Here is a 24,631-nt window from a genome sequence, read left to right as displayed (position 1 = left end):
TCGAAACCGGGCCTTTTTGATACCGTGTGCTGCCATTGGGCAAGATTTGGCGCTTTCCTTGCCCGAATGAAAAACGGCCCGGTCGAATCCCGACCGGGCCGTCACAGGCTTGCCGTGCGCTGCCGTCAGCGCGAAGCTTGCGCCTCCGGAGCCGGCTCGCTCCAGCCGCCGCCGAGCACGCGGTACAGCGTGACCTGGTTCTGCAGGCGCTGCAGGTTGGCCTGGACTGCCAGCTGCTGGGCCTGGAACAGCGAGCGCTGGGCGTCGAGCAGGTCGAGGTAGCTGGCCGCGCCGCTCTTGTAGCGCAGCTCGGACAGGTTGTAGCGGTCCTGTTCGGCCGCCGCCACCGCGCGCTGGGCGCGCAGCTGTTCGCTGAAGGTCGCCTGGCCGGCCAGCGCGTCCGCCACTTCGCGGAACGCGGTCTGGATCGAACGCTCGTACTGGGCCACCGCGATGTCGCGGCCGGCACGGGCGGCGTCGACGCCCGCTTTGACGCGTCCCAGGTCGAAGATCGGCAGGATCGCCTGCGGGGCGAAGGTCCAGCCGAAGGAACCGCTCTTGAACAGGCCCGAGAGTTCCGTGCTCGCGCTGCCCAGGCTGCCGGTCAGCGAGATGCGCGGGAAGTAGTTCGCGCGCGCCGCGCCGATGTTGGCGTTGGCGCCGATCAGCTGCTGTTCGGCCGCGCGGATGTCCGGGCGGGCGGCCAGCAAATCGGAGGGCAGGCCGGCCGGCAGGTCCGGCAGCTCGGTCGTCGCCAGGGTCGCGCCCTGCGGCAGGTTTTCCGGGATCGGCTGGCCCACCAGCAGGGTCAGCAGGTTGGCGTCCTGGGCACGCTGGCGCTGCAGCTGGGCCAGGGTGGCGCGCGCCGTCTCGACCAGCGAGGTCGATTGCTGCAGCTCGAGTTTCGACACGACGCCGTTCTCGAAGCGCAGGCGGGTCAGGCGGTCCGACTCTTCACGCGTTTTCAGGGTCTGGCGCGTGATGTCGAGCAGCTCGTCGTCGGCCAGCAGCGTCAGGTACGTGTTGGCGACCGACGCGACCAGGCTGATCTGCGTGGTGCGGCGCGCTTCCTCGGTGGCGAGGAATTGCGACAGCGCCGCCTGCGACAGGTTGCGCACCCGGCCGAACAGGTCGAGCTCGAACGCGGAGACGCCCAGCCCGGCCTGGTAGATGCTCTGGATCGGCGCATCCTCGCCGGTGGTCTGGCGGCTGCCGCTGACGATCGCCGAGACCGTCGGCAGCTGGTCGGCGCGGGTGATGCGGTACTGGGCGCGCGCCTGCTCGATGTTGAGGATGGCGACGCGCAGGTCGCGGTTGTTCGCCAGCGACATCTCGATCAGCTGGCGCAGGCGCGCGTCGGCAAAGAAGCGCTGCCAGGCGAGGTTGACGGGGGCTTCCGACGTCGCCGTCGGCAGCGTGGTGCCGCCTACCTGCGGCAGCTCGGGGAAGCTCGGCGCGACCGGCGCGGCCGGACGCTCGTACTTCGGCGCCAGCGACATGCAGCCGGCCAGCGTCAGCGCGAGCGCCAGTGGGCTCAGTTTTTGTAGTTTTTTAGCGATCATATTTTTTCCTGGACTACAGTAGCAGTATCTTCTTCGTGCGCATACTTCTTGCGCTGGCGGTCGCTGCCCTTGAACAGCTTGCGCACGACGACGAAGAACATCGGGACGAACAGCACGCCCAGCGTCGAGGCCGTGATCATGCCGCCCATCACGCCGGTACCGATGGCGCGCTGCGATGCCGAACCGGCGCCGCCTGCGATCACCAGCGGCAGCACGCCGAGGATGAAGGCCATCGAGGTCATGATGATCGGGCGGAAACGCAGGTGCGCCGCTTCGATCGCCGCATCCATCGGCGACTTGCCCTGCGCCTGCAGGTCTTTCGCGAACTCGATGATCAGCACCGCGTTCTTCGCCGCCAGGCCGATGATGGTCACCAGGCCGATCTTGAAGTACACGTCGTTCGGGTAGCCGCGCAGCATGGCCGCCAGGATCGCGCCCAGGATACCGAAGGGCACCACCAGCAGCACCGAGACCGGGATCGACCAGCTTTCGTACAGGGCCGCCAGGGCCAGGAAGATCGCCAGCATCGAGAAGGCCATCAGGATGCCCATCGTCGAGCCGGACTGCGCTTCCTCGCGCGACTGGCCGGTCCATTCGAAGGCGAAGCCTTGCGGCAGCTGGCCCGCCAGCTTTTCCATCTCGGCCATCGCGTCGCCGGTCGAATAGCCCGGCTTGGCGTCGCCGGCGATGCTCATCGCCGGATAGCCGTTGTAGCGCACGGTCTGCATCGGGCCGGTCACCCAGCGCGTCGTCGCGAACGAGGACAGCGGCACCGGCTGGCCCTGCGCATTCATGGCGTTGAGCTGCAGCAGGTCGGCCGGCTGCATGCGGGCCGAAGCCTCGGCCTGGACCACGACGCGCTGCAGGCGGCCGGCGTTCGGGAAGTCGTTCACGTAGCTTGATCCGAGCGCGGTCGAGATCGCGCTGTTGATCGAGTCGAACGAGACGCCGAGTGCCTGCGCCTTGTCGCGGTCGATGTCGAGCATGACCTGCGGCGCGTCTTCCAGGCCTTCCGGACGCACGCCGGCCAGGACCGGGCTTTGCGCGGCCATGCCGAGCAGCTGGTTACGGGCGGCCAGCAGCGCCTGGTGGCCGGCGCCGCCGCGGTCCTGCAGGCGGAAGGTGAAGCCGGTGCCGCGGCCCAGTTCGGGAATCGGCGGCGGCGACAGGGCGAAGATGAAGGCATCGCGCACACCCGACAGGCCGCCCATGATGCGGCCGGCCAGGCCCTGGGCGCTCGAACCCTCGCCCTTGCGTTCGCTCCAGTCCTTGAGCGGGATGAAGGCCAGCGCCATGTTCTGGCCGGCGCCCGAGAACGAGAAGCCCAGCACGCTGACCATGTTCGCCACTTCCGGCTGTTTCAGGATGAAGTTCTCGGCGGTGCGCATCACCTCGTTCGTGCGCTCGAGCGTCGCGCCCGGCGGCAGCTGGACGTTGACCACGACATAGCCCTGGTCTTCGTTCGGCAGGAAGGAGTTCGGCATGCGCGAGAACAGCAGGGCGACCAGGCCGATCACGAGCACGAACACCACCAGCGCGCGGCCGGAACCACGGATCAGCTTGCCGACCCAGCCTTCGTAGCCCTTGGCGGTGCGCGCGAAGCGGCGGTTGAACCAGCCGAAGAAGCCCTTCTTTTCGTGGTGGTGGCCGGCTTCGACGGGTTTCAGCAGGTGCGCGCACAGCGCCGGGGTCAGGGTCAGCGCCAGGAAGGCCGAGAAGGCGATCGAGGAGACCATGACGACGGCGAACTGGCGGTAGATGTTGCCGACCGCGCCGCCGAAGAAGGCCAGCGGCAGGAACACCGACACCAGGACCACGGTCACGCCGATGATGGCGCCCGAGATCTGGCCCATCGCCTTGCGCGTGGCCTGCAGCGGCGGCAGGCCCTCTTCGCTCATGATGCGCTCGACGTTCTCGACCACCACGATCGCATCGTCGACCACGATACCGATCACCAGCACCATGCCGAACATGGTCAGCACGTTGATCGAATAACCGAGGGCCAGCAGCGTGCCCAGGGAACCGAGCAGGGCGACCGGGACGACGATGGTCGGGATGACGGTATAGCGGAAATTCTGCAGGAACAGGTACATCACCAGGAACACCAGCACGATGGCCTCGAGCAGGGTCTGCACCACCTGCGTGATCGAAATCTCGACGAACTTCGAGCTGTCGAACGGGATCGTGGCCTTGACGCCCGCCGGGAAGAACTTCGACAGTTCCTCGACGCGCTCGCGCACCAGGCGCGCCGTTTCCAGCGCGTTACCCGACGGCGACAGCTGGACGCCGATACCGGTCGACGGCTTGCCGTTCAGGCGCGCCGAGGTGCCGTACGCCTGGGCGCCGATTTCGATGCGCGCGACGTCCTTCAGGCGCACGGTCGAACCGTCCGGGTTCGCGCGCAGCACGATGTTGCCGAACTGTTCGACGGTCGAGAGCTGGCCGGTCACGACCACGGTCGCGCTGATTTCCTGGCCTTTGGCCAGCGGCAGTTCGCCGATGGTGCCCGACGCCACCTGGGCGTTCTGGCTGCGGATCGCGTTGTTGACGTCGGCCGGCGAGAGGCGCAAGCCGACCAGCTTGGCCGGGTCGATCCAGACGCGCATCGCGCGCTCGGTACCGAACAGCTGGGCGGTACCGACGCCCTTGATGCGCTGGATTTCCGGCAGCACCGTGCGCGAGGCGTAGTCGCCCAGCGCGATCGGGTCCCATTTCGGATCGTCCGACGACAGGATGGTGAACAGCAGGAAGTTCGCGCGCACCTTGTCGACGCGCACACCCTGCTGGTTCACCGCTGCCGGCAGGCGCGGGGCCGCGCGCGACAGGCGGTTCTGGACGTCGACCTGCGCCAGGTCCGGGTTGGTGCCGGTCTCGAAGGTCAGCGTGATCGAACCGCTGCCGTTGGCCGAGCTGGACGATTCCATGTAGATCAGGCCCGGGGAGCCGTTCATCTCGCGTTCGATGACGGAGATGACGGAGTCTTCCAGGGTCTGGGCCGATGCGCCCGGATAGGCGGCATTGATCACGATCGAGGGCGGAGCCACGTTCGGATACTGGGCGATCGGCAGCTGGGTGATCGAGACCGCGCCGATCACCATGATGAACAGCGCGATCACCCAGGCGAAAATAGGGCGGTCAATAAAAAAACGTGCCATTGCAATAGTCCTGTTCTGTTCCTGCGGCGCTTAGCGGCTGGTCGAGGCAGCTGCCGGGGCGGCGCCGGCGGTGGAGCCCGACGGGGCCGAAGCAGGCATCTGGCGCGCCGTCGCGGCGGCGTTCTGGGCCGCCGCCGGGGCGTCGGCAGCGGTCGCCGCGGCGGGCGCCGCGGCCGGTGCAGCAGCGGCGGCCTGCGCGCTCGCTTGCCATGGCACTGCCTTGACCGGGGTGCCCGGCGGCAGCATCTGCAGCTTCTGGAAGCCGTCGACCATCACGCGTTCGCCTTCCTTCAGGCCGTCGGTGATGACCCAGTTCGAACCTTGCTGCGAGGCGATCTTGACGGTGCGCGGGGCCGGCTTGTTGTCGGGGCCGACCACCATCAGCGTGTCGCCGTTGGCGCCGCCGCGGGTGACGGCCTGCTGCGGCACGACGATGCCGTTCGGCAGCTGGGCCTGCGCCATGCGCACGCGCACGTACTGGCCCGGCAGCAGGGCGTTGTCCGGATTCGGCACCTGGGCACGCATGGTGACCTGGCCGGTGCTCGGGTCGACCGTGACGTCCGAGAACAGCAGGCGGCCCTTGGTCGCCATCTCGGTGCCGTCGTCGAGGATCACGGTGACCGGCGCGTCCTTGGCGCCGCCGCCGGCCTGCTTGCGCAGGCGCTGGACGTCGGTGGCGGACTGGGTGATGTTCAGGTACATCGGGTCGTTCTGCTGGATCGTGGCCAGCTGGGTGCCTTCGGCCGCCGACACCAGCGCGCCTTCGGTCACCAGGGCGCGCCCGATGCGGCCCGAGATCGGCGCATAGACGTTGGCGTAGCCGGAGTTGATCTGGGCAATGCGCACCTGGGCGCGCGAGGCGGCGACCGCGGCTTCGGCCTGCTTCTGCGCGGCCACGGCATTGGTATACTCCTGCTTGCTGATGGCGTTGGCCTCGACCAGCGGCTTGTAGCGCTCGGCCTGGGCGGCAGCCTGGGTCAGCGTTGCCTGGGCGCGGCCGAGGTCGGCCTGGGCGGCGGCGAGCTGGGCCTGGTAGGGGGCAGGGTCGATCTTGAACAGCGACTGCCCTTCCTTGACCAGGCTGCCCTCGGTGAACAGGCGCTTGAGCACCACCCCGTTGACGCGGGCGCGCACCTCGGCGACACGCACCGGCTCGGCGCGGGCCGGCAGTTCGGTCAGCAGGGCGACCGGTTCGAATTTGGTGGTGATGACGCCGACTTCGGGCGCCGGCATCTTGGCGCCGGCGCCAGGACCGGCCTGGGCGGCGTCTTTCTTGCCGCAGGCCGAGAGCAGGGCAACCGCGATCAGCGTGCTGGCGGCGATCCGGGTGAGGGACAATGTAGAGGAGTTGGCAGAGCGCATTACGTGCTTCCTTCGAGTTTTTGGGAAAACAAAACCGCCCCAAGAACCCTCAGGTTCCTGCACGCGGTCTCGTCACTGGCATTTACGGAATTTTATATATACTATCACGGGTGTATGTTTAACGTGCAGGACCACTCAAAAACGGAGAAGACATGGCCCGCAGGACAAAAGAAGAAGCAGCGGCCACGCGCGACAGCATCTTGGATGCTGCTGAGAAGTTGTTCGTGGAACAAGGTGTGTCGCGAACGACTTTGCAGCATATCGCAACCGAAGCGGGGGTGACGCGCGGTGCGATTTATTGGCATTTTGACGACAAAAGCGCGCTCTTCAATGCGATGATGGAGCGCGCAACCCTGCCGTTCGAGTGTGCCCTTGGGGTGCTGGAACAGGCGGGCGAAACCGATCCGCTGCGCGACTTGCGCAATTTCATCAACGAAATCTTCCGGGTTACCGAGCAGAACCCGCAGGCGCGCCGGGTGTTCGAGATCGCAACCCTGAAAGTGGAATTCGTCAGCGAGCTCGACGCGGTGCGCGTGCGCCGCCGCCAGAGCCAGCAGGACTGGATGACCTATGTGGAAGGGCGGCTGCAGCAGGCCATCGAGGGCGGACTGATCCGGACAAGCGTCGATCCGGGCGTGCTGGCGCTGGGCCTGTGGTCGACCATGGACGGGCTGATCCGCAACTGGATGTTCGATCCCGACTCGTTCTCGCTGATCGAGTGCGGCGCCCTGATCATCGAGACCATGATCGAGGGCATACGGGTGAAATGAACAAGGGGCGGACATGCCGTGCCCTTTCCTGAACACGCTACGCCCAAGGCTTGGTGCGTTTCTTCGATCATCTTCTTCAGCCTGATCGAGTCGGCCACGAAGGCGCGGGTACTTCGGCCAGCTTCTCGGCGCCCATCGTGTCTTCATCGGGCATGAGGCGGAACGATTTTTCGGCCACGGCGATCTTGTCGATGTCGGCATCGATGTCGGCATCGCTGTCGGCCACGGGCTCGCGCTCGACCGGCGTATCGCTGCCGGCCAGCTTTTGCAGCAGGTCCGGCGAGATGGAGCTGTCCGGCGGGACTGCGGAAGGCCCGAGGTGCTGCCGCTCATGTGGAGCGCCTGCCTGAGGGCGAATGCCGGGCTGGCGAGCTGACTGGCATTTTCCTTGAAGCCGGAGCCTGGCGCCTTCCCGCGCTCCGTCCGCCCTGTCCTCACTCTTCGTCGTCGGTCGAGACTTCCAGCCGCACCTCCCCGATGCCGATGACGCCGCCGCGGGGACTGTTGTCGCCGTTGATGCGGACAAACGAGAGCGACAGCGCGCTGAGCTGGTCGGCCATGGCGCCGGCCAGGTGGCGCCGGATCGGGTAGCGCAGCTGCACGGCCGCGCCCGCATGATGGGCGGCGCTGTTGATCCTGAAGGCGCCCAGGTTGCCGATGTACAGGCTCACCGGCCGTTTCATTGCCGTACCGCGTGAGGGAATGTTCACGTACAGCTCGTAGTAGAAACCGCCCTGCCGGGCAAGCTCGGCCAGCTCTACGCCGTCGAGGGTGAGGTGCACGGAACGGTAGGTCTCGGCGCGGCCCGGGATGCGGCCTGACTTGCTGTTGCCGATCATGGACAGCGTACGCGCATGTTCGGCACTGGTCGGCAACTGCACGCTGAGGGAGGTCTCGTCGAGGCCGACGTTCTCGGCGCCGCTCAGCGCGAACCGGCCCTTGCCCGTCTCGCGCGGCAACAGGATGCGGAACGAACCGGTTCGTGGTAATGACGAGGCCAGCTCCTGCGCCCCCGCCTGGGTCCGCCGGATGTGCGGATCGGCAAGGCGCGCCAGGGGCAGGCGGGCCGGCAGTGCTTCGTTCGCGTAGCGGTAGCCCAGGCTGCTACGGTTGCTGTAGGTCGACAGGCGCGACAGCGTCAAGGTGCTGTTGTAGACGTGGGTGCCGGACCAGTAGGCGTTCGTCGTGGCAGGCATGCGGCGTCCGCCGCCCGCGCTCACCCACGCCGCCCACAGCCGGTCGATATTTGCATGGTGGAGCCAGAAGACGGGATCGGTTGGCGATTGCATCGTGGCCATTACTCCGCCGATCAGATCGTGGACCGGATTGTGCGGCGCGTCTTCACACAAGGTCTCGAAGGCATTGCTGGTGCCGCGCTGGAAGTTGACGACGGTCGATGCAAACGGCGCCATGGTGAGCGCGGCCCGCACGTTGGTGTTCACGCGCGGCACGTACAGCGGATTGGACCCGTTCGGGTTGGTGAACTCGGCGGGCAAGCTCGGGTAGGTGTAGTAGTCCCAGTAAGGCAGGACCAGCTGGCTGTCGCCGGACACCGTGCGCAGCCGGCGCTCGAAGTGGTACAGGTAGCCGCGGTGCCAGGCCAGGAAGTAGGGGACGCTGTGCGGGCACGTGTTCAGGTGGATACTGGTCCAGTAAGCCCAGCTGTTCGGGTCGGCTGCATTGGTATTGGCCTTCATCAGCCGGATCGCCCTGAGCAGCGAGTCGTAGCGCGACGTGGTCTTGAAGGCCTGCCATTCCGGGCGGACCCGCAGGGTGGTTTGGGCCAGCAGTTCGAGCGGCAGGCTCGCTGCGCCAAATGCGAGCGCGGAACGCTCCAGGAATGTTCGCCTGCCTGATTTTGCCTGTGTCATCGTCAGCCTCGTCCAGGTTGATAAACGGATCGCGTATGCGCGCTTGCCGGCTCGACGATACCGGCACGGCCCTGGCCGGGCTTGACATGCCGCGAACCGGCATCGGCCCAGGCGGCTGAAGGCGTCCCTGGCTGTGCTAGATCAAGCTTTTCTCACAGTTTTAGTGGTAGGAAATTGCCAATTCACAGGTTTGCAAGCGCAAGTCTCGAATAAACGCATCCCGGCGCTGAGCATGGAAATGAAAAATGCCAGTCAGCATCGCTGACTGGCATTCTTTCGACCCTGCGTTGTTGTTTTTACTTCTTTAATTCTTCGATCATCTTCTTCAGCTTGGCCGAATCGGCCACGAAGGCGCGGATGCCTTCGGCCAGCTTCTCGGTGCCCATCGCGTCTTCGTTGAGCATGAAGCGGAACGATTTTTCGTCGACCGCGATCTTTTCAATCGCCGCATCGGCGTCCTGGGCGCCGTCCTGCATCAATTTGCGCTCGACCGGCGCATCGCTGTCGGCCAGCTTTTGCAGCAGGTCCGGCGAGATGGTCAGCAGGTCGCAGCCGGCCAGCTCGAGGATCTGCGAGGTGTTGCGGAAGCTCGCGCCCATGACTTCGGTCGTGTAACCGAACTTGCGGTAGTACTGGTAAATGCGCTTGACCGACTGCACGCCCGGATCGTCCGCGCCCTGGTAGTCGGTACCGGTCGACTTCTTGTACCAGTCATAGATGCGGCCGACGAAAGGCGAGATCAGCTTGACACCCGCTTCGGCGCAGGCCACGGCCTGGCACAGCGAGAACAGCAGCGTCAGGTTGCAGTGGATGCCGTCCTTTTCCAGGATCTCGGCGGCGCGGATGCCTTCCCAGGTCGACGCGATCTTGATCAGCACGCGCTCGCGCGACACGCCGGCCGCCTCGTACAGCGCGATCAGCTCGCGGCCCTTGGCCACCGTCGCTTCGGTGTCGAAGGAGAGGGCGGCATCGATCTCGGTCGACACGCGGCCCGGCACATATTTCAGGATCTCGACGCCGAAGGCGATCAGCAGGCGGTCGACGATCTCGTCAGTCGAACCGCCCTTCGATTCCGCCACGGCCTTTTCCAGCAGCGGCAGGTATTCCGGCTTCTGCACGGCTTTGAGGATCAGCGATGGATTGGTGGTCGCATCCTGCGGCGCGTAGGCCTTGATCGACTGGAAATCGCCGGTATCGGCAACGACGGTGGTGTACTGCTTGAGTTGGTCGAGTTGATTCATAATTTGCCTAAAAGTAATAAATTGCAAATATTATTTGCATCGTAGGGTGGACTCCCGAGTCCACGCGTAAACGATGAACATTGTTTGCCGCTCAAAGAAAGCCACAATGGCTCAGCAATCCGTCGCCTCGACAAACGCCGCCACCATCTTCTCGAGGCCGACGCGATCCTCTTCCGAAAACCGGTCCAGCTTCGGACTGTCGATATCGAACACACCGACCAATTTGCCATCCTTGATCACCGGCAGCACGATCTCCGAATTCGAGGCCGAGTCGCAGGCGATATGTCCCGGGAACGCATGCACGTCCGGCACCACGATGGTCTTGCGTTCCACGGCAGTCGTGCCGCAGACGCCGCGTCCGAACGGGATGCGCGCGCAGGCCGGCTTGCCCTGGAAGGGACCGACCAGCAAATCCTGGCCTTCTCCCTTTTTCGACGGCACGGTGAGGTAGAAGCCGGCCCAGTTCAGGTCGGCAAGGGTGTCGTACACGAGCGCGGAGAACTGCGACGCGTTCGCGGTGAGGTCGCGCTCGCCCTCCAACACGCTGGCGACCTGGCGTACCAGCAGGTCATAGTCGGGACGGGTGCTGCGTTCTGGATTGATGTGCATGGCGCTGGCCGTAGAGCATGGAGAAAGGCGTTATTCTACAGCCAGCGCGGACGAAGCTGTTCGACCTCGTCCAAGTCGCATTTTGTTTATCACTTCTTTTCGCCACCCGGTTTCTTGGGCATTCGACCTTGTTTCCGGGTGCACCATATGCGCTAGGTAGTCGAAAGCTGCTCTACCAATCTCGCTTTTCCTTAGAACTCAGCGGCCACTTTCCGAAAAGGCCATTAGCGTGCGCGAGCGAACCGAGCAGCATCAGGCTTTAACGCATGCTTGTACCTATCTACACATCTGAGAGCGGCATGGCTGACGACAAACGGCAACTATAAAGGAGCTCCAATGATTTTTACTTTCAAGACCCCTGACGAACACCAAGTGTCGTTGAATGTTCGTGCTGTGGAAGGAACTCGACCAGACGATCTCGCTCCGGTCTACGAAATCCTGGATGAGAGTGGCAAGCCGACTGCCCTCAGTTTCGATATAACGGAAAATGGAAGCCGGGCTGCTGGTATGTACGATTGTATACAGGTCGAGAATAGCGAAGTGTTCGCTTATCGCTCGCTCACCAAAGAGCGCGGCGTAAAGCTTGGCTGGCTCCTCATGGGAGGCTTTTAACTGAACAGCATCGGGCTTTGGCTTCGATTGTCGTACTCTTCATGGTGACGCCCCCCTCGACTCAAGTGGTTGGCTGACACTTCCACTTGGCACATCTGATGCCGTTGCGGGTGGAGGCGTCCTCCCATTGATGATGTAACCGGCAAGCGATGCAGCGGCCCGGCGCGGTTGCCGATCAGTTGATCAAGCCGCCACCTCCACCAGCTCGAAATGCAGCGTCACGAACTCGAACTCGTCATGCAGGTCGAGGTGCGGCAGGCAGCGGATGTGCACCTCGCGAAATTCCTGCGCACTGCCAAACGTCTCGCCGCGCCAGACGTCTTCCGGGATGTCGCCGAAGCGGATCACGCGCACCTCCTTCGCGCGGATCGTGCAGCGCAGGCGCCCCTTGAGGTCGTGGACGTCGATGATGTCGCCCGCCGCATAGCCGCCGTCGCCGAGTGCGCCGTAGCCCTTGTAGTAATCCTCGACCGTGTCGGCGGTCACGGTCTTGCGCCCGGCTATCACCTCGCGAACGAGGCTGTCGTCGTTCTCGTCGGCGCCCCAGAAGGTCAGCTTCTTGTGCCTGTTCATGTCGATCCTTGTTCAATGGCGGTCGCGAGTACGGCGCGCTCCAGGTCCTCGAGCGAAGCCGGCTTGGTGATGTGCAGGTCGAAGCCGGCGGCCAGCGCGCGCTGGACGTCGGCCTGCTGGCCGTAGCCGGTCAGCGCCACCAGGCGCGGCGCGGCACCGCTGGCGGCCGTGCTGGCAGTGCGGATCGCGGCGGCCAGGGCGTAGCCGTCCATGTCGGGCAGGCCGATATCGAGGATCGCCACCTCCGGCCGCCAGCGCTCGATGCACGCCAGTGCCGCCGCGGCGCTGTGCGCGACCTCGACCTGGTGGCCGAACTGTTCCAGCACCAGCGCCGTCGTCGCGGCCGCGTCGACGTTGTCGTCGACCAGCAGGACGCGGACGCCCGCCGAACGGGGCAGGGCGGCGGCCAGCGCGGCCGGCGGCGGCGCCTCGATCAGCGGCAGCTCGACCACGAAGCGGCTCCCCATGCCGGGGCCGTCGCTGTGGGCGCGCACATGACCCTCGTGCAGTTCGACGATCTTGCGCACGATCGCCAGGCCCAGGCCAAGCCCGCCCGTGCCGCGCGCCAGCTGTTGCGGCGCCTGGTAGAAGGGCTCGAAGACGCGGGCCAGCAGCTCCGGGTCCATGCCGGCGCCACGGTCGCTGACTTCGAGCCTGGCCAGTGTGCCGTCCAGCGCCAGCCCGACCCGGATCTTGCCGTCGCCGAAGCGCTCGGCGTTCGAGAGCAGGTTGCCCAGCACCTGGGCCAGGCGGCTTTCGTCGCCCAGCACCCAGGCGGCGTCCGGCAGGTCCAGTTCGACGGCCAGGCCGGGACGCGCTCCCACGGTGTGGCGCACCACCTCGGCGAGATCGATCGGGCGACGCTCGAGCTGCATCTTGCCGGTGGCGATGCGCGACACGTCGAGCAGGTCGTCGACCAGGCGTTTCAAATGGCTGACCTGGCGCCGCATGATGGCGCGCTCGCGCCGGCTGGCGCTGTCGTCGCGCAGGTCCATCAGGTCGAGGGCCGCCACGATCGGACTGAGCGGGTTGCGCAGCTCGTGGCCGAGCATGGCGAGGAATTCGTCCTTCACGCGGCCGGCGGCGCGGCTGGCCGCCAGCGCTTCCTCGAGCGAGGCGAGCAGGCGCGAGCGCTCCTGCTCGTGCGCGGCGCGCTGCGCGGCGGCCGCTTCCAGCGCGCCGGCCATGACGTCGATTTCGCGGATGCGCGAGCCGGGGACGCTGACCGGGCGGCCGGCGCCGAGCGCCATGGCCGCCTGCTGCAAGCGGCCGACGGTGCCGGCGATGCGGTTCGACAGCAGGCTGGCAATGCCGATGCAGGCCAGCAGCGAGGCCGCCAGGCCGGCGCCATACAGCGCGATGCCGCTGCCGGGGCCTTGCTCGGGCATGCCGACAGCGACCGTCCAGCCGTAGCGCGAGACCCGGGTGAAGGCGCTTGCGAACCCCTCGCCCTCGAGGCTGACGGTGTGGCCGATGCCTTCCGGCGCCGCGCCGCGGATCAGCCGCGCAAAGGACGGGGAGGGCGGCCCGGCCACCCTGCGCTCGTGGTCGCGGGAACGCGCCACGAAGGAGCCGGCGGCATCGACGATGGACATGATGGAATCGGCGGGCACGCGCTGGCGCTTGAGCACGCTGAGTATGCGGTCGGGCTTGACCACGGCGGTCAGCACGTACAGGCGGCCGGCGTCGTCGCGCACCGGTACCCGCACCGGAAACGCCGGCTGGCCGCGCGGTCCGAAGGCCACGCGCCCGACCAGCGGGCGTTGCACCGCGAGCAGGCGCTGCAAGCTGTCCGGGTCGGCGATGCGGCCGCCCGGATCGCCGAAGGGGCTGGAGGTGCGGAACAGGACCTTGCCGGCGGCATCGGTCAGCATGATCGTCTGCCATTCGGGCTGGGCTGCGACCTGTTCGCGCGCGCTGTCGTAGAAGGCCCGCAGGTCGCCGCTGGCCATGCTTGGCGCACGCGCGAGGCTGGCCAGGGTGGCGACTGTGCCGTCGAGTTCGGCGTCCACTGCGCTCGACAGGGCGCGCGCCAGGTCGAGCATCGCGCGCTCCTGCTCGCGCTGCTGGTAGCCGCTGGCCGTATGCAGCGACCACAGCCCGAGCGCGGCCAGCGGCAGCAGGCCGATGGCGCTCAGCACGATCAGCAGTCGACGCAGGGAAAAAGTGAATCCGGATGGCGGACGCATGGCTCGGCTTGATGGGAAAAAAGCATTATAGGTGGAAACAGTGTCAAATTGTCTCCGCCGCCGCCGCCGCCGCCGAGGGGACCGAAAGTCTCAGCCGATGAACGAATCGAATTGCATATCGAATTCTTCCAGCGCCTTCTGCGCGTTCTGCATCTTCCTGCGGAACTCCGGCCCGCGCTGCAAGGCCAGGCCGACGGCCAGGATGTCGATCACGACCAGGTAGGCCAGGCGCGCCGAGATCGGCGTGTAGGGGTCGATGTTGAAGACCAGGTCGATCGGGATCAGCACGCTGGCCATGTCGGCCAGCGGCGTGCCCGAGGGCGCCAGCACGATGACGTCGGCGCCGCCGCGGCGCGCCAGCTTGGCCGAGCGCACCAGCGTCGGGTTGGTGCCGCGCTGGGAGATCGCCACCACGGCGTCGCCTTCGCGCAGCAGGGCGGCCGCGATCGAGTGGATCGCCGGGTCGGCATAGGCCACGGTCGGCACGCCCGAGCGGAAGAATTTGTGCTGGGCGTCGGCCGCCACGATACCGGACGTTCCCTGGCCGTAGAACTCGATCTTGTTGGCGCGCGAGAGGATGTCGAGCGCCTTCTGCACCGATTCCGCGTTCAGGTTGTTGCGCAGGTCGAGCAGGGTATTGATCGAGCGGCTGCAGATCTTGTTGACCAGGTCGGCCGCCAGGTCGTCCTGGGCCGGCTGCTCGTTGGCGGCGGGCAGGGCCAGCGCCAGGCCTTGCGCCAGCTTGAGCTTGAATTCGTGCCAGCCGTCGTAGCCGAGCGTGCGGCAGAAGCGCACCACGGTCGGCTCGGACACCTGCGCGCTTTTGGCGAGCGCCGTGATGTTCTGGCTGACCGTGGCGGACGGCGCTTCGAGCACGGCGAGGGCGACCTTGCGCTCGGATTTCGAGAGCGAGTCGAGCTGGGTGCGGATCGAATCGAGCAGCATAAATTGGCCTGTGATGAGTCAGTCCACTGGGAGCGGTGAAGCAGGGGTTTCGCGTTGCATCGCAACGCGCCTGCGGAACGGTCCGGCCATGCTTGGCCGGATTCCTTGCGCTCTCATATTTAGTCTTCCGGGAGCGCTTCTTCGCGCCACTGCAGGCCGTCGCGGCCGATCAGGGCCGACGATGCCGCCGGGCCCCAGGTGCCGGAGGCATAGGGCACCGGCGCCGTGTCGTCCTGCTCCCAATGGTCGAGGATGGGCTCGACCCATTCCCAGGCCGCTTCCAGTTCGTCGCCGCGCATGAACAGGGTCAGCTGGCCGCGCAGCACGTCCAGCAGCAGCCGCTCGTAGGCTTCCATGCGCGGCGCCTTGAACTGCTCGCGGAAGTCGAGCTCGAGCTCGGCCTGCTTCAGGCGCATGGAATCCCCGGGCGTTTTCGCCATCAGGTTCAGCGACAGGCCTTCGTCCGGCTGCAGGCGGATCACCAGGCTGTTCGGCTGGAAGCTGGAGGTCGGCTGGTTGAAGATCGAATGCGGGATCTGCTTGAAGCGCACCACGATCTCGGCCAGGCGGTCGGCCATGCGCTTGCCGGTGCGCAGGTAGAAGGGCACGCCGGCCCAGCGCCAGGTGTCGATCTCGGCCTTCATGGCGACGAAAGTCTCGGTCTTCGACTGTTTCGGCGCTTCCGGCTCGTCGCGGTAGCTCGGCACGGCCTGGCCGTCGACGAAACCGGCGCGGTACTGGCCGCGCACGATGTTCTGCGACAGCGTGGTCGGCGTAAAACGCTTCAGCGAGCGCAGCACCTGCAGCTTGGCGTCGCGCACCGCGTCGGGGGAAATCGAGGTCGGCGGCTCCATCGCCACGATGCACAGCAGTTGCAGCAGGTGGTTCTGCAGCATGTCGCGCAGGGCGCCCGAGTTGTCGTAGTAGCCGAGGCGGTTGCCGACGCCGATCTTCTCGGCGATGGTGATCTGCACGTCCGAAATCCACTCGCGGCGCCAGAGCGGCTCGAACAGCACGTTACCGAAGCGCAGCGCCAGCAGGTTCTGCACGGTCTCCTTGCCGAGGTAGTGGTCGATCCGGTAGATCTGCGATTCGGCGAACACCTTGCCGACGTCGGCATTGATCTGCTTGGCCGAATCGAGGTCGCGCCCCAGCGGCTTTTCCAGCACGACGCGCGAATTCGGCGTGGCGAGGCCGGTGGCGGCGAGGTTGTCGCAGATCTGGGCGAACAGCTGCGGCGGCGTGGCCAGGTAGTACACGCGGGTGATCGCTTCGTCCTTGCGCAGCACCTCGACCAGCGGGCCGTAGGTGCCGACCCGGGTGGCGTCGAGAGCGACATAGGTGATCCGCTCGAGGAAGCGCTTCCATTTGGCCTCGTCGACGCTGTCCTGGTCCTTGATGTGCTGCTTCGAATGGCTGTCGACGAAGCCCAGGAATTCCTGTTGCGAGCTGTCGTCGCGGCCGACGCAGATGATGCGCGCGGTCGGCGGCAGGTCGCTGCACACGTCGCGCGCATACATCGCCGGCAGCAGCTTGCGCATTGCAAGGTCGCCGCTGCCGCCAAAGAGAACGAGGTCGAAATCGGGAATGGCCATGGTGTGTTCGGGTCGTGAAGGAAGGTTTGTGTAAATTTACTACACGATTATGCGCTTAGCAAGAAATTCTACTACGTAATTTCGGCAGAGGCGTAGGGTGGTCGGCTCCACCCGACGGGCTGCACTGACGCGGCCTGTGCGCCGCCCACGCGTTCAACGATCATGCGCATGACCGTGGTGCCTCATGTGTGCGCTGGACGCGTGGGGTGACGCGGGCTAAATGCCCGCGGAACGCGAAGCAGGCGCACAGGTCGCGTCGGTGCAGCCCGCCGGGTGGAGCCGACCACCCTACGCCGAGCCCAGCATCAGCGCCGGTACTCCGGCTGCAGCAGCCCCGGCACATCCACGCGCAGGCACAGCACCATGCCGGTCAGCGGATACTGTTCGATCTCGGCCGCGGAGCGGCCATGGCTGGCGCTGGTGACGTACAGGGTGCGCAGGTCGCTGCCGCCGAACACCACGGCCGTCGGGCAGCGCACGGGCAGGCGGACCTCGCCCAGCAGTTCGCCCCCGGGCGAGATTTTCAGCAGCCGGCCGCCTTCGAACATCGCGATCCAGTAATTGCCCTCGCTGTCGACCGCCGCGCCGTCCGGACGGCCGCCATAGTCGGCCGCGCTCTTGTCGAGCGAGAAGCTGGCGAGCGTGCGCCCGTTCGCTGCCTGGCCGGTGGCGACGTCGAAATCGTAACGGTCGATGCGGTGGCTGGTGGTGTCGGCGTGGTACATCGTGCGCCCGTCCGGCGACCAGGCCAGCCCGTTCGAGTTGGTCATGCCGCCCGACCAGGCGTGGCGCAGCACGTCGCGCTCGAGCACGTACATCTCGGCAAGCGGCTGGTCGCGCGGCTCGTACATGGTGCCGACCCAGAAGCGGCCGGCCGGGTCGACGCGGCCGTCGTTGAAGCGGACGATCGCCGTGTCGTAGGGCGCCGGGCAGATGTCGTCGATCGCGCCGCTGGTGGTGTTCAGGCGCAGGAAGCCGGTGCGCGTGGCGACCACCAGGTTGTTGTCGGCGTCGATGGCCAGCGCCGACGGCTCGGCGCCCATCTTCCAGGACGAGAACTTGCCGCTCGCCGGGTGCACGCGGTTGACGGTCAGGCCATTGATGTCGACCCAGTACAGGGCCGACTCCACGTCGTGCCAGAGCGGGCATTCGCCGACTTGCATCGGCTGGTCGTGGACGACGTCGATCTTCAGGTCGGGCTTCTGTTCGAATAGCTGTTTCATGATGCCGAGCTCCATCATACGGCCGCCTTGGCGCGGGCGATCAGGCCATTGGTCGAGCTGTCGTGCGTGCCCGGCTGCGCCGCGCCAGCCAGTTCGGCCTCGATCTTCTTGGCCAGCACCTTGCCCAGTTCCACGCCCCATTGGTCGAAGCTGTTCAGGTCCCACAGCACGCCCTGGACGAAGGTCTTGTGCTCGTAGAGCGCGATCAGGGCGCCCAGCGTCGCCGGCGTCAGGTATTCCATCAGGATCGTGTTGCTCGGACGGTTGCCGGGGAAGGTCTTGTGCGGCGCCAGTCGTTCGACTTCAGCCTCGTCCAGGCCTTGCTGGCGCAGGTCGGCGCGCACCTCGTCGATCGTCTTGCCCTTCATGAAGGCTTCGGACTGGGCGAAGCAGTTCGCCAGCAGGGCGGTATGGTGGTTGTGCAGCTCGTGCGCCGGGCGCAGCGCGGCGATGAAATCGATCGGCGTCACGTCCGTGCCCTGGTGCAGCAGCTGGAAATAGGCGTGCTGGCCATTGGTGCCCGGCTCGCCCCAGATCGCCGGGCAGGTCGGGGTGTCGACGGCTTGGCCGTCGCGCGTGACGCGCTTGCCGTTGCTTTCCATGTCGAGCTGCTGCAAATACGCCGGGAAGCGGTTCAGGTCCTGGTGGTAGGGCGCGATCGTCACCGAGGTGCAGCCGAGGAACTGGCGGTTCCAGAAGCCGACCAGGGCCAGCAGCATCGGCATGTTCTGCTCGACCGGCGCGTTGCGGAAGTGCTGGTCCATGGCGTGGGCGCCGGCCAGGAAGTCGGAAAAATAGCCGAAGCCGACGGCGAGCGCCACCGGCAGGCCGATCGCCGACCACACCGAATAACGGCCGCCGACCCAGTCCCAGAACGGGAACATGTTGGCCGGGTCGATGCCGAAGGTCTTGATGGCCTCGACGTTGGTCGACACCGCGACAAAATGCTTCGCCAACGCCTCTTCTGGGGCATCGTGCAGGAACCACATGCGCGCGGTCTGCGCGTTCATCATGGTCTCGGCCGTCGTAAACGTCTTCGAGGCGATGATGAACAGGGTGGTTTCGGGATCGACCTGCTCCAGCGCGGCGTCCATGTCGTGGCCGTCGACGTTGGAGACGAAGTGCATCCGCAGGCGCGGGTGGCTGTACTGGCGCAGGGCCAGGCAGACCATCTTCGGGCCGAGGTCGGAGCCGCCGATGCCGATGTTGACGATGTCGGTGATCGGCTTGCCCGTGTAGCCCAGCCACTGGCCGCTGCGCACGGCATCGCTGAAGGTCTTGATGCGGTCGAGGACGGCGTGCACGTCGGCGCCGACGTCCTGGCCGTCGACGCTCAGTTTCGGACCTGACTGCGGATCGCGTGGCGCGCGCAAGGCGGTGTGCAGGACGGCGCGCTGCTCGGTGTTGTTGATCTTTTCGCCGGCGAACATCGCATCGCGCCTGGCCTCGACGCCGCGCTCGCGGGCCAGGCTTGCAAGCAGTTCAAGCGTGCGCCCGTCAAGACGGTTTTTTGAATAGTCTAGAAACAGGCCGGCGGCCTCGATCGACATGCGCTCGAAGCGCTGCGGGTCGGCCGCGAACAGGCTGCGCATCTGCCAGTCTTTTGCTTCGGCGGCATGGGTTTCGAGGGCTTGGAAAGGGGCAGTGCTGGTCAGGGGAGTCTGTGGCATGGCTGTGTAATAAACGGGCGCGATGTTGTTTTGGACAGGTTAGCGAATAATACAGGAGTCGTCCGTAAATTCACTACGAAATGCTGATGTTCGTGCTGCTCAGGTCTGCGCGGATGCCGGCTTTGCAGCGGTGGAGTCGGGACTCCACTCTACATGCATCGGCGCCCTGAGCAGCGGCGTACGTAGGGTGGAGTCCCGACTCCACGCGTGTCAAGCGCCACGGCAACCGCAAAACCAGCCCGCCACATCCCCAACAGCATTCTGTAGTAAAATTTCAGAAAACACTTTCCAAAGGAACGATCATGGCGCTCCACCCCGTAGTCGAACAGGTAACGAAGCGGATCATCGACCGCAGCCGCGTCTCGCGCGCGGCCTATCTCGCGCACCTCGAAGCCGCGCGCATCCACGGCGTGCAGCGCGGGGCCCTGTCGTGCACCAACCTGGCCCACGGCTTCGCCGCTTTCCCCGAGAACGACAAGCTGAAGCTGCGCGAGCAGAAAAAACCGTCGGTGGCGATCGTTTCGTCGTACAACGACATGCTGTCGGCGCACCAGCCCTTCGAGTACTTCCCGAAAGTGATCAAGGAAGCCGTGCGCGAGGTCGGCGCCGTGGCCCAGTTCGCGGGCGGCGTGCCGGCCATGTGCGACGGCGTCACCCAAGGCCAGCCGGGCATGGAATTGTCCCTGTTCTCGCGCGACACGATCGCCATGTCGACCGCGGTGGCGCTGTCGCATAACATGTTCGACGCTGCCCTCTACCTCGGCATCTGCGACAAGATCGTGCCGGGCCTCCTGATCGGCGCGCTCCACTTCGGCCACATCCCGGCCGTGTTCGTGCCGGGCGGCCCGATGACCTCGGGCCTGTCGAACAAGGAAAAGGCGCGCGTGCGCCAGCTCTACGCGCAGGGCAAGGCCACCCGCGAAGAACTGCTCGAGTGCGAATCGGCCTCCTACCACGGTGCCGGCACCTGCACCTTCTACGGCACCGCCAACAGCAACCAGATGCTGATGGAGATGATGGGCCTGCACCTGCCGGGCGCCGCCTTCATCACCCCGGGCACGCCGCTGCGCGACGCGTTGACAAGCGCCGCCTCGCACCAGGCGGTGGCGATCTCCCAACAGGGCGGCAACTACATGCCGGTCGGGGAAATCGTCGACGAAAAGTGCATCGTCAACGCCATCGTCGCGCTGCACGCGACCGGCGGCTCGACCAACCACACGCTGCACCTGGTCGCGATTGCGCGCGCGGCCGGCATCGTGATCGACTGGAACGACTTCGATGAATTGTCCAAGGTCGTGCCTTCCATCACCCGCATCTACCCGAACGGCGAAGCCGACGTGAACCACTTCCAGGCCGCAGGCGGCCCCGGCTTCGTGATCCGCGAGCTGCTCGACGCCGGCCTGGCGCACGAGGACGTCAACACCATCCTCGGCCGCGGCCTGCGCAAGCACTGCCAGGAGCCTTTCCTGGGCGAGGACGGCAAGGTGTTCTGGCGCGAGGTGCCGCAGCAATCGGGCGACGAGTCGGTGCTGCGCCCGGCCTCGAACCCGTTCAGCGACAACGGCGGCATGGTGCTGGTCAAGGGCAACCTGGGCCGCGCCGTGATGAAGATCTCGGCGGTCAAGAAGGAGCACCATGTGGTCGAAGCGCCGGCGCTGACCTTCAATTCGCAGGAAGACTTCATGCATGCCTACAAGGCCGGCCACCTGAACCGCGATTTCGTCGCCGTGATCCGCTTCCAGGGTCCGCGCGCGAACGGCATGCCGGAACTGCATGCGCTCACCCCGGCGCTGTCGAACCTGCAGGACGCCGGCTACCACGTGGCGATGGTCACCGACGGCCGCATGTCGGGCGCCTCGGGCAAGGTGCCCGCCGCGATCCACGTGTCGCCCGAGATCCTGGCCGGCGGCCCGCTCGGCCTGGTGCGCGACGGCGACATCATCCGCGTCGATGCGCGAGCCGGCACGCTCGAGGCACTGGTCCCGGCCGAGGTATGGGCGGCGCGCCAGCACATCACGGCCGATATCTCGTCCTCCCACATCGGCATGGGACGCGAGCTGTTCGCCATGTTCCGCAAGGCGAGCAGCGCGGCGGAAGAGGGCGCGGCCACCTTCCCGCTGCCGTCGCCGAGGCACACCACCACGCCCCTGCATGAAGGCGCCGACAGCGGCGAGATCATGCCGGGATCCGACGAAGACTTCCTGTTCAGGACACAGAAATAAGATGACTATCACCCAGATTATGAACATGAGCGTACTTGACATCATGCGCACGGCGAGCGTGATTCCCGTCATCGCCATCGACGATCCGAGCCACGCCGTACCGCTGGCGAAGGCCCTGGTAGCCGGCGGTATCCGCGTGCTGGAAGTGACGCTGCGTACCGCGCACGGCCTGCAGGCGATCCGCGACATGGCCCAGGTCGAAGGCGCCATCGTCGGCGTCGGCACCCTGACGCAAGGCGAGGAGTTCGCCGCCGCCCGCGATGCCGGCGCCGTCTTCGGCGTCTCGCCGGGCCTGACCCCTGCCCTGATCGAAGCGGCGAAAAAGAGCGGCCTGCCGCTGCTGCCGGGCGTGATGACGCCGTCGGAAGTGATGGCGGCGCGCGAAGCCGGTTTCAAGCAGCTGAAACTGTTCCCGGCGGTGCCCGCGGGTGGCGTCGGCATGCTCAACGCGATCGCCGGCCCGCTGCCGGACGTGACCTTCTGCCCGACCGGCGGCATCTCGATCGACACGGCGCCCGCCTTCCTCGCGTGCAAGAACGTCGCCTGCGTCGGCGGTTCCTGGCTGACCCCGAAGGACGCCATCGCCGCCGGCGACTGGGGCCGCATCACCGAGCTGGCCAAGGCCGCGGCCGCGCTGCGCGCTTAATCCCCGTACTAGCGCTCCCGTTCGCTCAGCGCGGGCGGGAGCGCCACGGCATCGCTGCCATGCCGCCGGCGACGCGCCCATGCGCGTGTTCAGCCGTCGCGATCCTCCTTGCCTACAGCCGCAGTGCTACGCCATGCCGCCCCATCGCGGCAGCTACTGGCGCCGCTCCTTCCTTGGCGTGACTTCTTGTTTACCTTCTTGCTTGTCTTGTGAGTAACATCGCCATACACTGAGGCGTTCCGACAGTACGACTGCCATGGATGAGCACAATGACCAAAATCAATGTATACGTGAGAGCGCACGACAAGCTGTCAGCGGTGATTGAAACCGGGTTTTTTCGAAATTGCTTATTGGCCCTATCGCTCCTGGCAAGCGTTTTGCCGGCCAAGGCGATTCCCGCGCCTCCGCCCCTGGCGCCCCAACTGCGCGAAGCCACGATGACGGTGACGGTTCAGTTAATCGAAGCAACCAATGGAGAGGTAAGCAAGATAACCCAGCTCTGCAAGGTTAGCGGAAAAATCCCTGTCTATTCCGATAACGGGCGCCCCGCGTCGTTTAATGCCTGGCGAATTACCGGTTGCACGATGCCCATGAACGGAGAGAATCTGACTGTGTCCGTGTGGGGTGCAAAGGCAATCTCGGAAGACCGTGGTGCCTTTGCGACTGCAGGCGTTACCGTCGTGTCCCCCGGCGCTGCCCCAAGCTGCGAAGGCTTGTGTGGTCGACGACCGCTAGCCGATTCGCGCGCTGAAATTCGGGTGAGTGGTAGCCCGAAGTTGATGAATTTCGGCTTGAACGTGAGTCCCGCGTCCGTGTTGAACGCCAAGCCAAGCATGTGGCTTGAGGGTGACGTAGAAATTGTTGACTGATTTAACTGGGCCCAATTGCCTAAGCTTGCGGGCAACAGTTCGACGGACAACGCGGGGCGGGAAGCGTCATCAAGATCTGCGATCCGTGACGGATGGATGCGATTTTTTAACATGATGGGCGCCGATGAGTGCAACGAGAAGAACGCCGGCTGGGCCGAAGCGATCCGCGCCAGCCGCCATGATGCGCCTCCTGCCCTTGCTGCTGCTCGCCGCCTGCACGCGGCAGCTGGCGCCGCCAGCGCCGGGCCCGGGAGTCCACGCTGATGCGTACCGCGCACTGGCCGCTTCCGGCGCCGCCGTCTACGCGGTCGATCCGCGTGCCTCCCTGGTCGCCGTCACGGTACGCCGCGCGGGGCCGATGGCGCGGCTCGGACACGACCACGTGGTGGCCAGCCGCACGCTGGCGGGCCATGTCGCGCCGGGCGCGGGCAGGGCCGACGTTTCCTTTCGTGTCGACCAGATGAGCGTCGACGAGCCGCAACTGCTGCGCGACGCGGGCATCGAGAAACAACCCTCGCCGCAAGCGGTCGAGGGCACGCGCACCAACATGCTGGGTCCGGTGCTCGACGCGCAGCGCTTCCCAGTGGTGACCCTGCATGGGGAGCGGCAGGCCGACGGCCTGCTGCGTGTCGCCGTCACCCTGCACGGCGTCACGCGCTCGCTGGCGCTGCCGGCCACGGTCCGGGTCGACGCGGCACAGGTGACGGCAAGCGGAACGGCGCGCCTGAAGCAAACGGATTTCGGTATCACGCCGTTTTCGGTCGGGGGCGGACTGCTCTCGGTGCAGGACGAGCTCGAGGTGCGCTACCACATCGTCGCGCGGCGCTGAACGACGCTGCCACGGCCGATCAGGTGCGTGCAATCGTGTGACGCGAGCCCATCGGCATGTTACGCTCGGCCGATGCGACCTCGCCTCTCACACCTGCTGTTGCTCGGGTGCGCCTTGTCGGCCTGGGGCACCGCCCCGGCGGCAGCGCAGCCCGGCGCGCCCCGGTTCGAACTGAACGTGGAGCGTGTGGTTGGCGCCGAAGGGGACAAGGTCTACCGGATCGCGTCGAGCGGCACGGTGGCGGCCGCGCCGGCCCTGGTCTGGCGCATACTCACCGATTACGAGCATCTGGCCGATTACCTGCCGAACCTGACCAGCACGCGCGTCGTCTCGCGCGATGGCGACACGGTCATCCTCGAACAGCTGGGCACCGCCCGTTTTCTCTTTTTCAGCCAGCCAATCCGCATCGTGGTGCAGGTGCGCGAACGGGCGCCGGACCGGATCGACGTCAGCCTGGTCGAGGGCGACATGAAAGTCTACCGCGCCCGCTGGGAGCTCATTCCCGTGACCGGCACCAGCGGCACCAGGCTGGTGTACAACGCGACCATCGTGCCGAAGTTCGGTGTGCCGGGGATCGTCGGCACCAACGCGGTCAGGAAGGATATTGCCAGGATGATGGCGGCAGTGTTGTTGCGATTGGACCGGCAGGACCAGCAACCCGATTCCGGCCTTGGCCCCGGGCTGTGAG

General features: G+C 66.1%; 20 protein-coding genes. 7 read left to right on the top strand and 13 right to left on the bottom strand.

Annotation, left to right across the window (positions count from 1 at the left end):
- Nucleotides 1-125 precede the first annotated feature (125 nt).
- From ACFPAH_RS04845 to ACFPAH_RS04835, 3 genes are read right to left on the bottom strand one after another with little or no spacing between them, the layout of a single operon-like run.
- Entirely contained in the window at nt 126-1,562 is a 1,437-nt protein-coding gene (locus ACFPAH_RS04845) for an efflux transporter outer membrane subunit (protein WP_379741471.1), read from the bottom strand.
- On the bottom strand, nt 1,559-4,717 hold the full coding sequence (locus ACFPAH_RS04840) for an efflux RND transporter permease subunit (protein ID WP_379741468.1): 3,159 nt from the start codon (nt 4,715-4,717) through the stop codon (nt 1,559-1,561). The genes ACFPAH_RS04845 and ACFPAH_RS04840 overlap by 4 nt, the downstream gene beginning before the upstream one ends.
- A gap of 30 nt (nt 4,718-4,747) precedes the next feature.
- Nucleotides 4,748-6,079: an efflux RND transporter periplasmic adaptor subunit gene (locus tag ACFPAH_RS04835; protein ID WP_379741465.1), complete on the bottom strand. Its 1,332-nt coding sequence runs from the start codon at nt 6,077-6,079 to the stop codon at nt 4,748-4,750.
- Nucleotides 6,080-6,231: 152 nt separating this feature from the next.
- Here ACFPAH_RS04835 and ACFPAH_RS04830 point away from each other — a divergent pair, with 152 nt between their 5' ends.
- The gene (locus ACFPAH_RS04830) at nt 6,232-6,849 is read left to right on the top strand and encodes a TetR family transcriptional regulator (RefSeq protein WP_379741463.1); all 618 of its coding nucleotides are present in this window, start codon (nt 6,232-6,234) and stop codon (nt 6,847-6,849) included.
- A gap of 76 nt (nt 6,850-6,925) precedes the next feature.
- On the opposite strand, the gene ACFPAH_RS04825 is transcribed toward ACFPAH_RS04830, so the two are convergent.
- From ACFPAH_RS04825 to ACFPAH_RS04810, 4 genes are all read right to left on the bottom strand, one after another.
- Entirely contained in the window at nt 6,926-7,075 is a 150-nt protein-coding gene (locus ACFPAH_RS04825; RefSeq protein WP_379741460.1) for a hypothetical protein, read from the bottom strand.
- Between the two features lie 208 nt (nt 7,076-7,283).
- Nucleotides 7,284-8,720: a tyrosinase family protein gene (locus ACFPAH_RS04820; protein ID WP_379741457.1), complete on the bottom strand. Its 1,437-nt coding sequence runs from the start codon at nt 8,718-8,720 to the stop codon at nt 7,284-7,286.
- Nucleotides 8,721-9,016: 296 nt separating this feature from the next.
- Entirely contained in the window at nt 9,017-9,961 is a 945-nt protein-coding gene (gene tal / locus ACFPAH_RS04815; protein WP_379741454.1) for a transaldolase, read from the bottom strand.
- Nucleotides 9,962-10,072: 111 nt separating this feature from the next.
- The gene (locus tag ACFPAH_RS04810; RefSeq protein ID WP_379741451.1) at nt 10,073-10,570 is read right to left on the bottom strand and encodes a GAF domain-containing protein; all 498 of its coding nucleotides are present in this window, start codon (nt 10,568-10,570) and stop codon (nt 10,073-10,075) included.
- Nucleotides 10,571-10,906: 336 nt separating this feature from the next.
- Here ACFPAH_RS04810 and ACFPAH_RS04805 point away from each other — a divergent pair, with 336 nt between their 5' ends.
- Nucleotides 10,907-11,182 carry a hypothetical protein gene (locus tag ACFPAH_RS04805; protein ID WP_379741449.1) on the top strand — a complete coding sequence of 92 codons (276 nt, stop codon included), beginning with the start codon at nt 10,907-10,909 and terminating at the stop codon, nt 11,180-11,182.
- A gap of 183 nt (nt 11,183-11,365) precedes the next feature.
- Here the strand turns inward: ACFPAH_RS04805 and ACFPAH_RS04800 are convergent, their stop codons facing one another.
- The 6 genes from ACFPAH_RS04800 to pgi all read right to left on the bottom strand — a co-directional run bounded on the left by ACFPAH_RS04800 (nt 11,366) and on the right by pgi (nt 19,377).
- On the bottom strand, nt 11,366-11,755 hold the full coding sequence (locus tag ACFPAH_RS04800; RefSeq protein WP_379741446.1) for an ASCH domain-containing protein: 390 nt from the start codon (nt 11,753-11,755) through the stop codon (nt 11,366-11,368).
- On the bottom strand, nt 11,752-13,944 hold the full coding sequence (locus ACFPAH_RS04795) for a hybrid sensor histidine kinase/response regulator (RefSeq protein ID WP_379741443.1): 2,193 nt from the start codon (nt 13,942-13,944) through the stop codon (nt 11,752-11,754). Before ACFPAH_RS04795 ends, ACFPAH_RS04800 begins: the two co-directional genes overlap by 4 nt.
- 90 nt (nt 13,945-14,034) lie before the next feature.
- A complete protein-coding gene (locus ACFPAH_RS04790; protein WP_379741440.1) occupies nt 14,035-14,889 on the bottom strand; it encodes an SIS domain-containing protein in 855 nt (284 codons plus the stop codon).
- Nucleotides 14,890-15,008: 119 nt separating this feature from the next.
- Nucleotides 15,009-16,484 (bottom strand): glucose-6-phosphate dehydrogenase, encoded by a 1,476-nt coding sequence (gene zwf, locus ACFPAH_RS04785; protein WP_379741437.1) that lies wholly within the window; start codon nt 16,482-16,484, stop codon nt 15,009-15,011.
- A 305-nt stretch (nt 16,485-16,789) separates the two neighbouring features.
- Nucleotides 16,790-17,707 carry an SMP-30/gluconolactonase/LRE family protein gene (locus tag ACFPAH_RS04780; RefSeq protein WP_379741433.1) on the bottom strand — a complete coding sequence of 306 codons (918 nt, stop codon included), beginning with the start codon at nt 17,705-17,707 and terminating at the stop codon, nt 16,790-16,792.
- Between the two features lie 14 nt (nt 17,708-17,721).
- The gene (gene pgi / locus ACFPAH_RS04775; RefSeq protein WP_379741431.1) at nt 17,722-19,377 is read right to left on the bottom strand and encodes a glucose-6-phosphate isomerase; all 1,656 of its coding nucleotides are present in this window, start codon (nt 19,375-19,377) and stop codon (nt 17,722-17,724) included.
- Nucleotides 19,378-19,679: 302 nt separating this feature from the next.
- On the opposite strand from pgi, the gene edd reads away from it, so the two are divergent.
- From edd to ACFPAH_RS04750, 5 genes are all read left to right on the top strand, one after another.
- Nucleotides 19,680-21,599, top strand: a complete 1,920-nt coding sequence (gene edd / locus ACFPAH_RS04770) for a phosphogluconate dehydratase (RefSeq protein ID WP_379741428.1) — start codon at nt 19,680-19,682, stop codon at nt 21,597-21,599.
- A 19-nt stretch (nt 21,600-21,618) separates the two neighbouring features.
- On the top strand, nt 21,619-22,245 hold the full coding sequence (gene eda, locus ACFPAH_RS04765) for a bifunctional 4-hydroxy-2-oxoglutarate aldolase/2-dehydro-3-deoxy-phosphogluconate aldolase (protein ID WP_379742961.1): 627 nt from the start codon (nt 21,619-21,621) through the stop codon (nt 22,243-22,245).
- 269 nt (nt 22,246-22,514) lie between these two features.
- The gene (locus ACFPAH_RS04760; RefSeq protein ID WP_379741425.1) at nt 22,515-23,114 is read left to right on the top strand and encodes a hypothetical protein; all 600 of its coding nucleotides are present in this window, start codon (nt 22,515-22,517) and stop codon (nt 23,112-23,114) included.
- A 178-nt stretch (nt 23,115-23,292) separates the two neighbouring features.
- A complete protein-coding gene (locus ACFPAH_RS04755; protein WP_379741422.1) occupies nt 23,293-23,943 on the top strand; it encodes a YceI family protein in 651 nt (216 codons plus the stop codon).
- A 72-nt stretch (nt 23,944-24,015) separates the two neighbouring features.
- Nucleotides 24,016-24,630, top strand: a complete 615-nt coding sequence (locus tag ACFPAH_RS04750) for an SRPBCC family protein (RefSeq protein WP_379741419.1) — start codon at nt 24,016-24,018, stop codon at nt 24,628-24,630.
- The last annotated feature ends 1 nt before the right edge of the window (nt 24,631 follow it).

Source organism: Massilia sp. GCM10023247, assembly GCF_042653325.1.
Lineage (GTDB): Bacteria > Pseudomonadota > Gammaproteobacteria > Burkholderiales > Burkholderiaceae_D > Telluria.
This window is presented reverse-complemented; position numbering and strand designations above follow the sequence as displayed.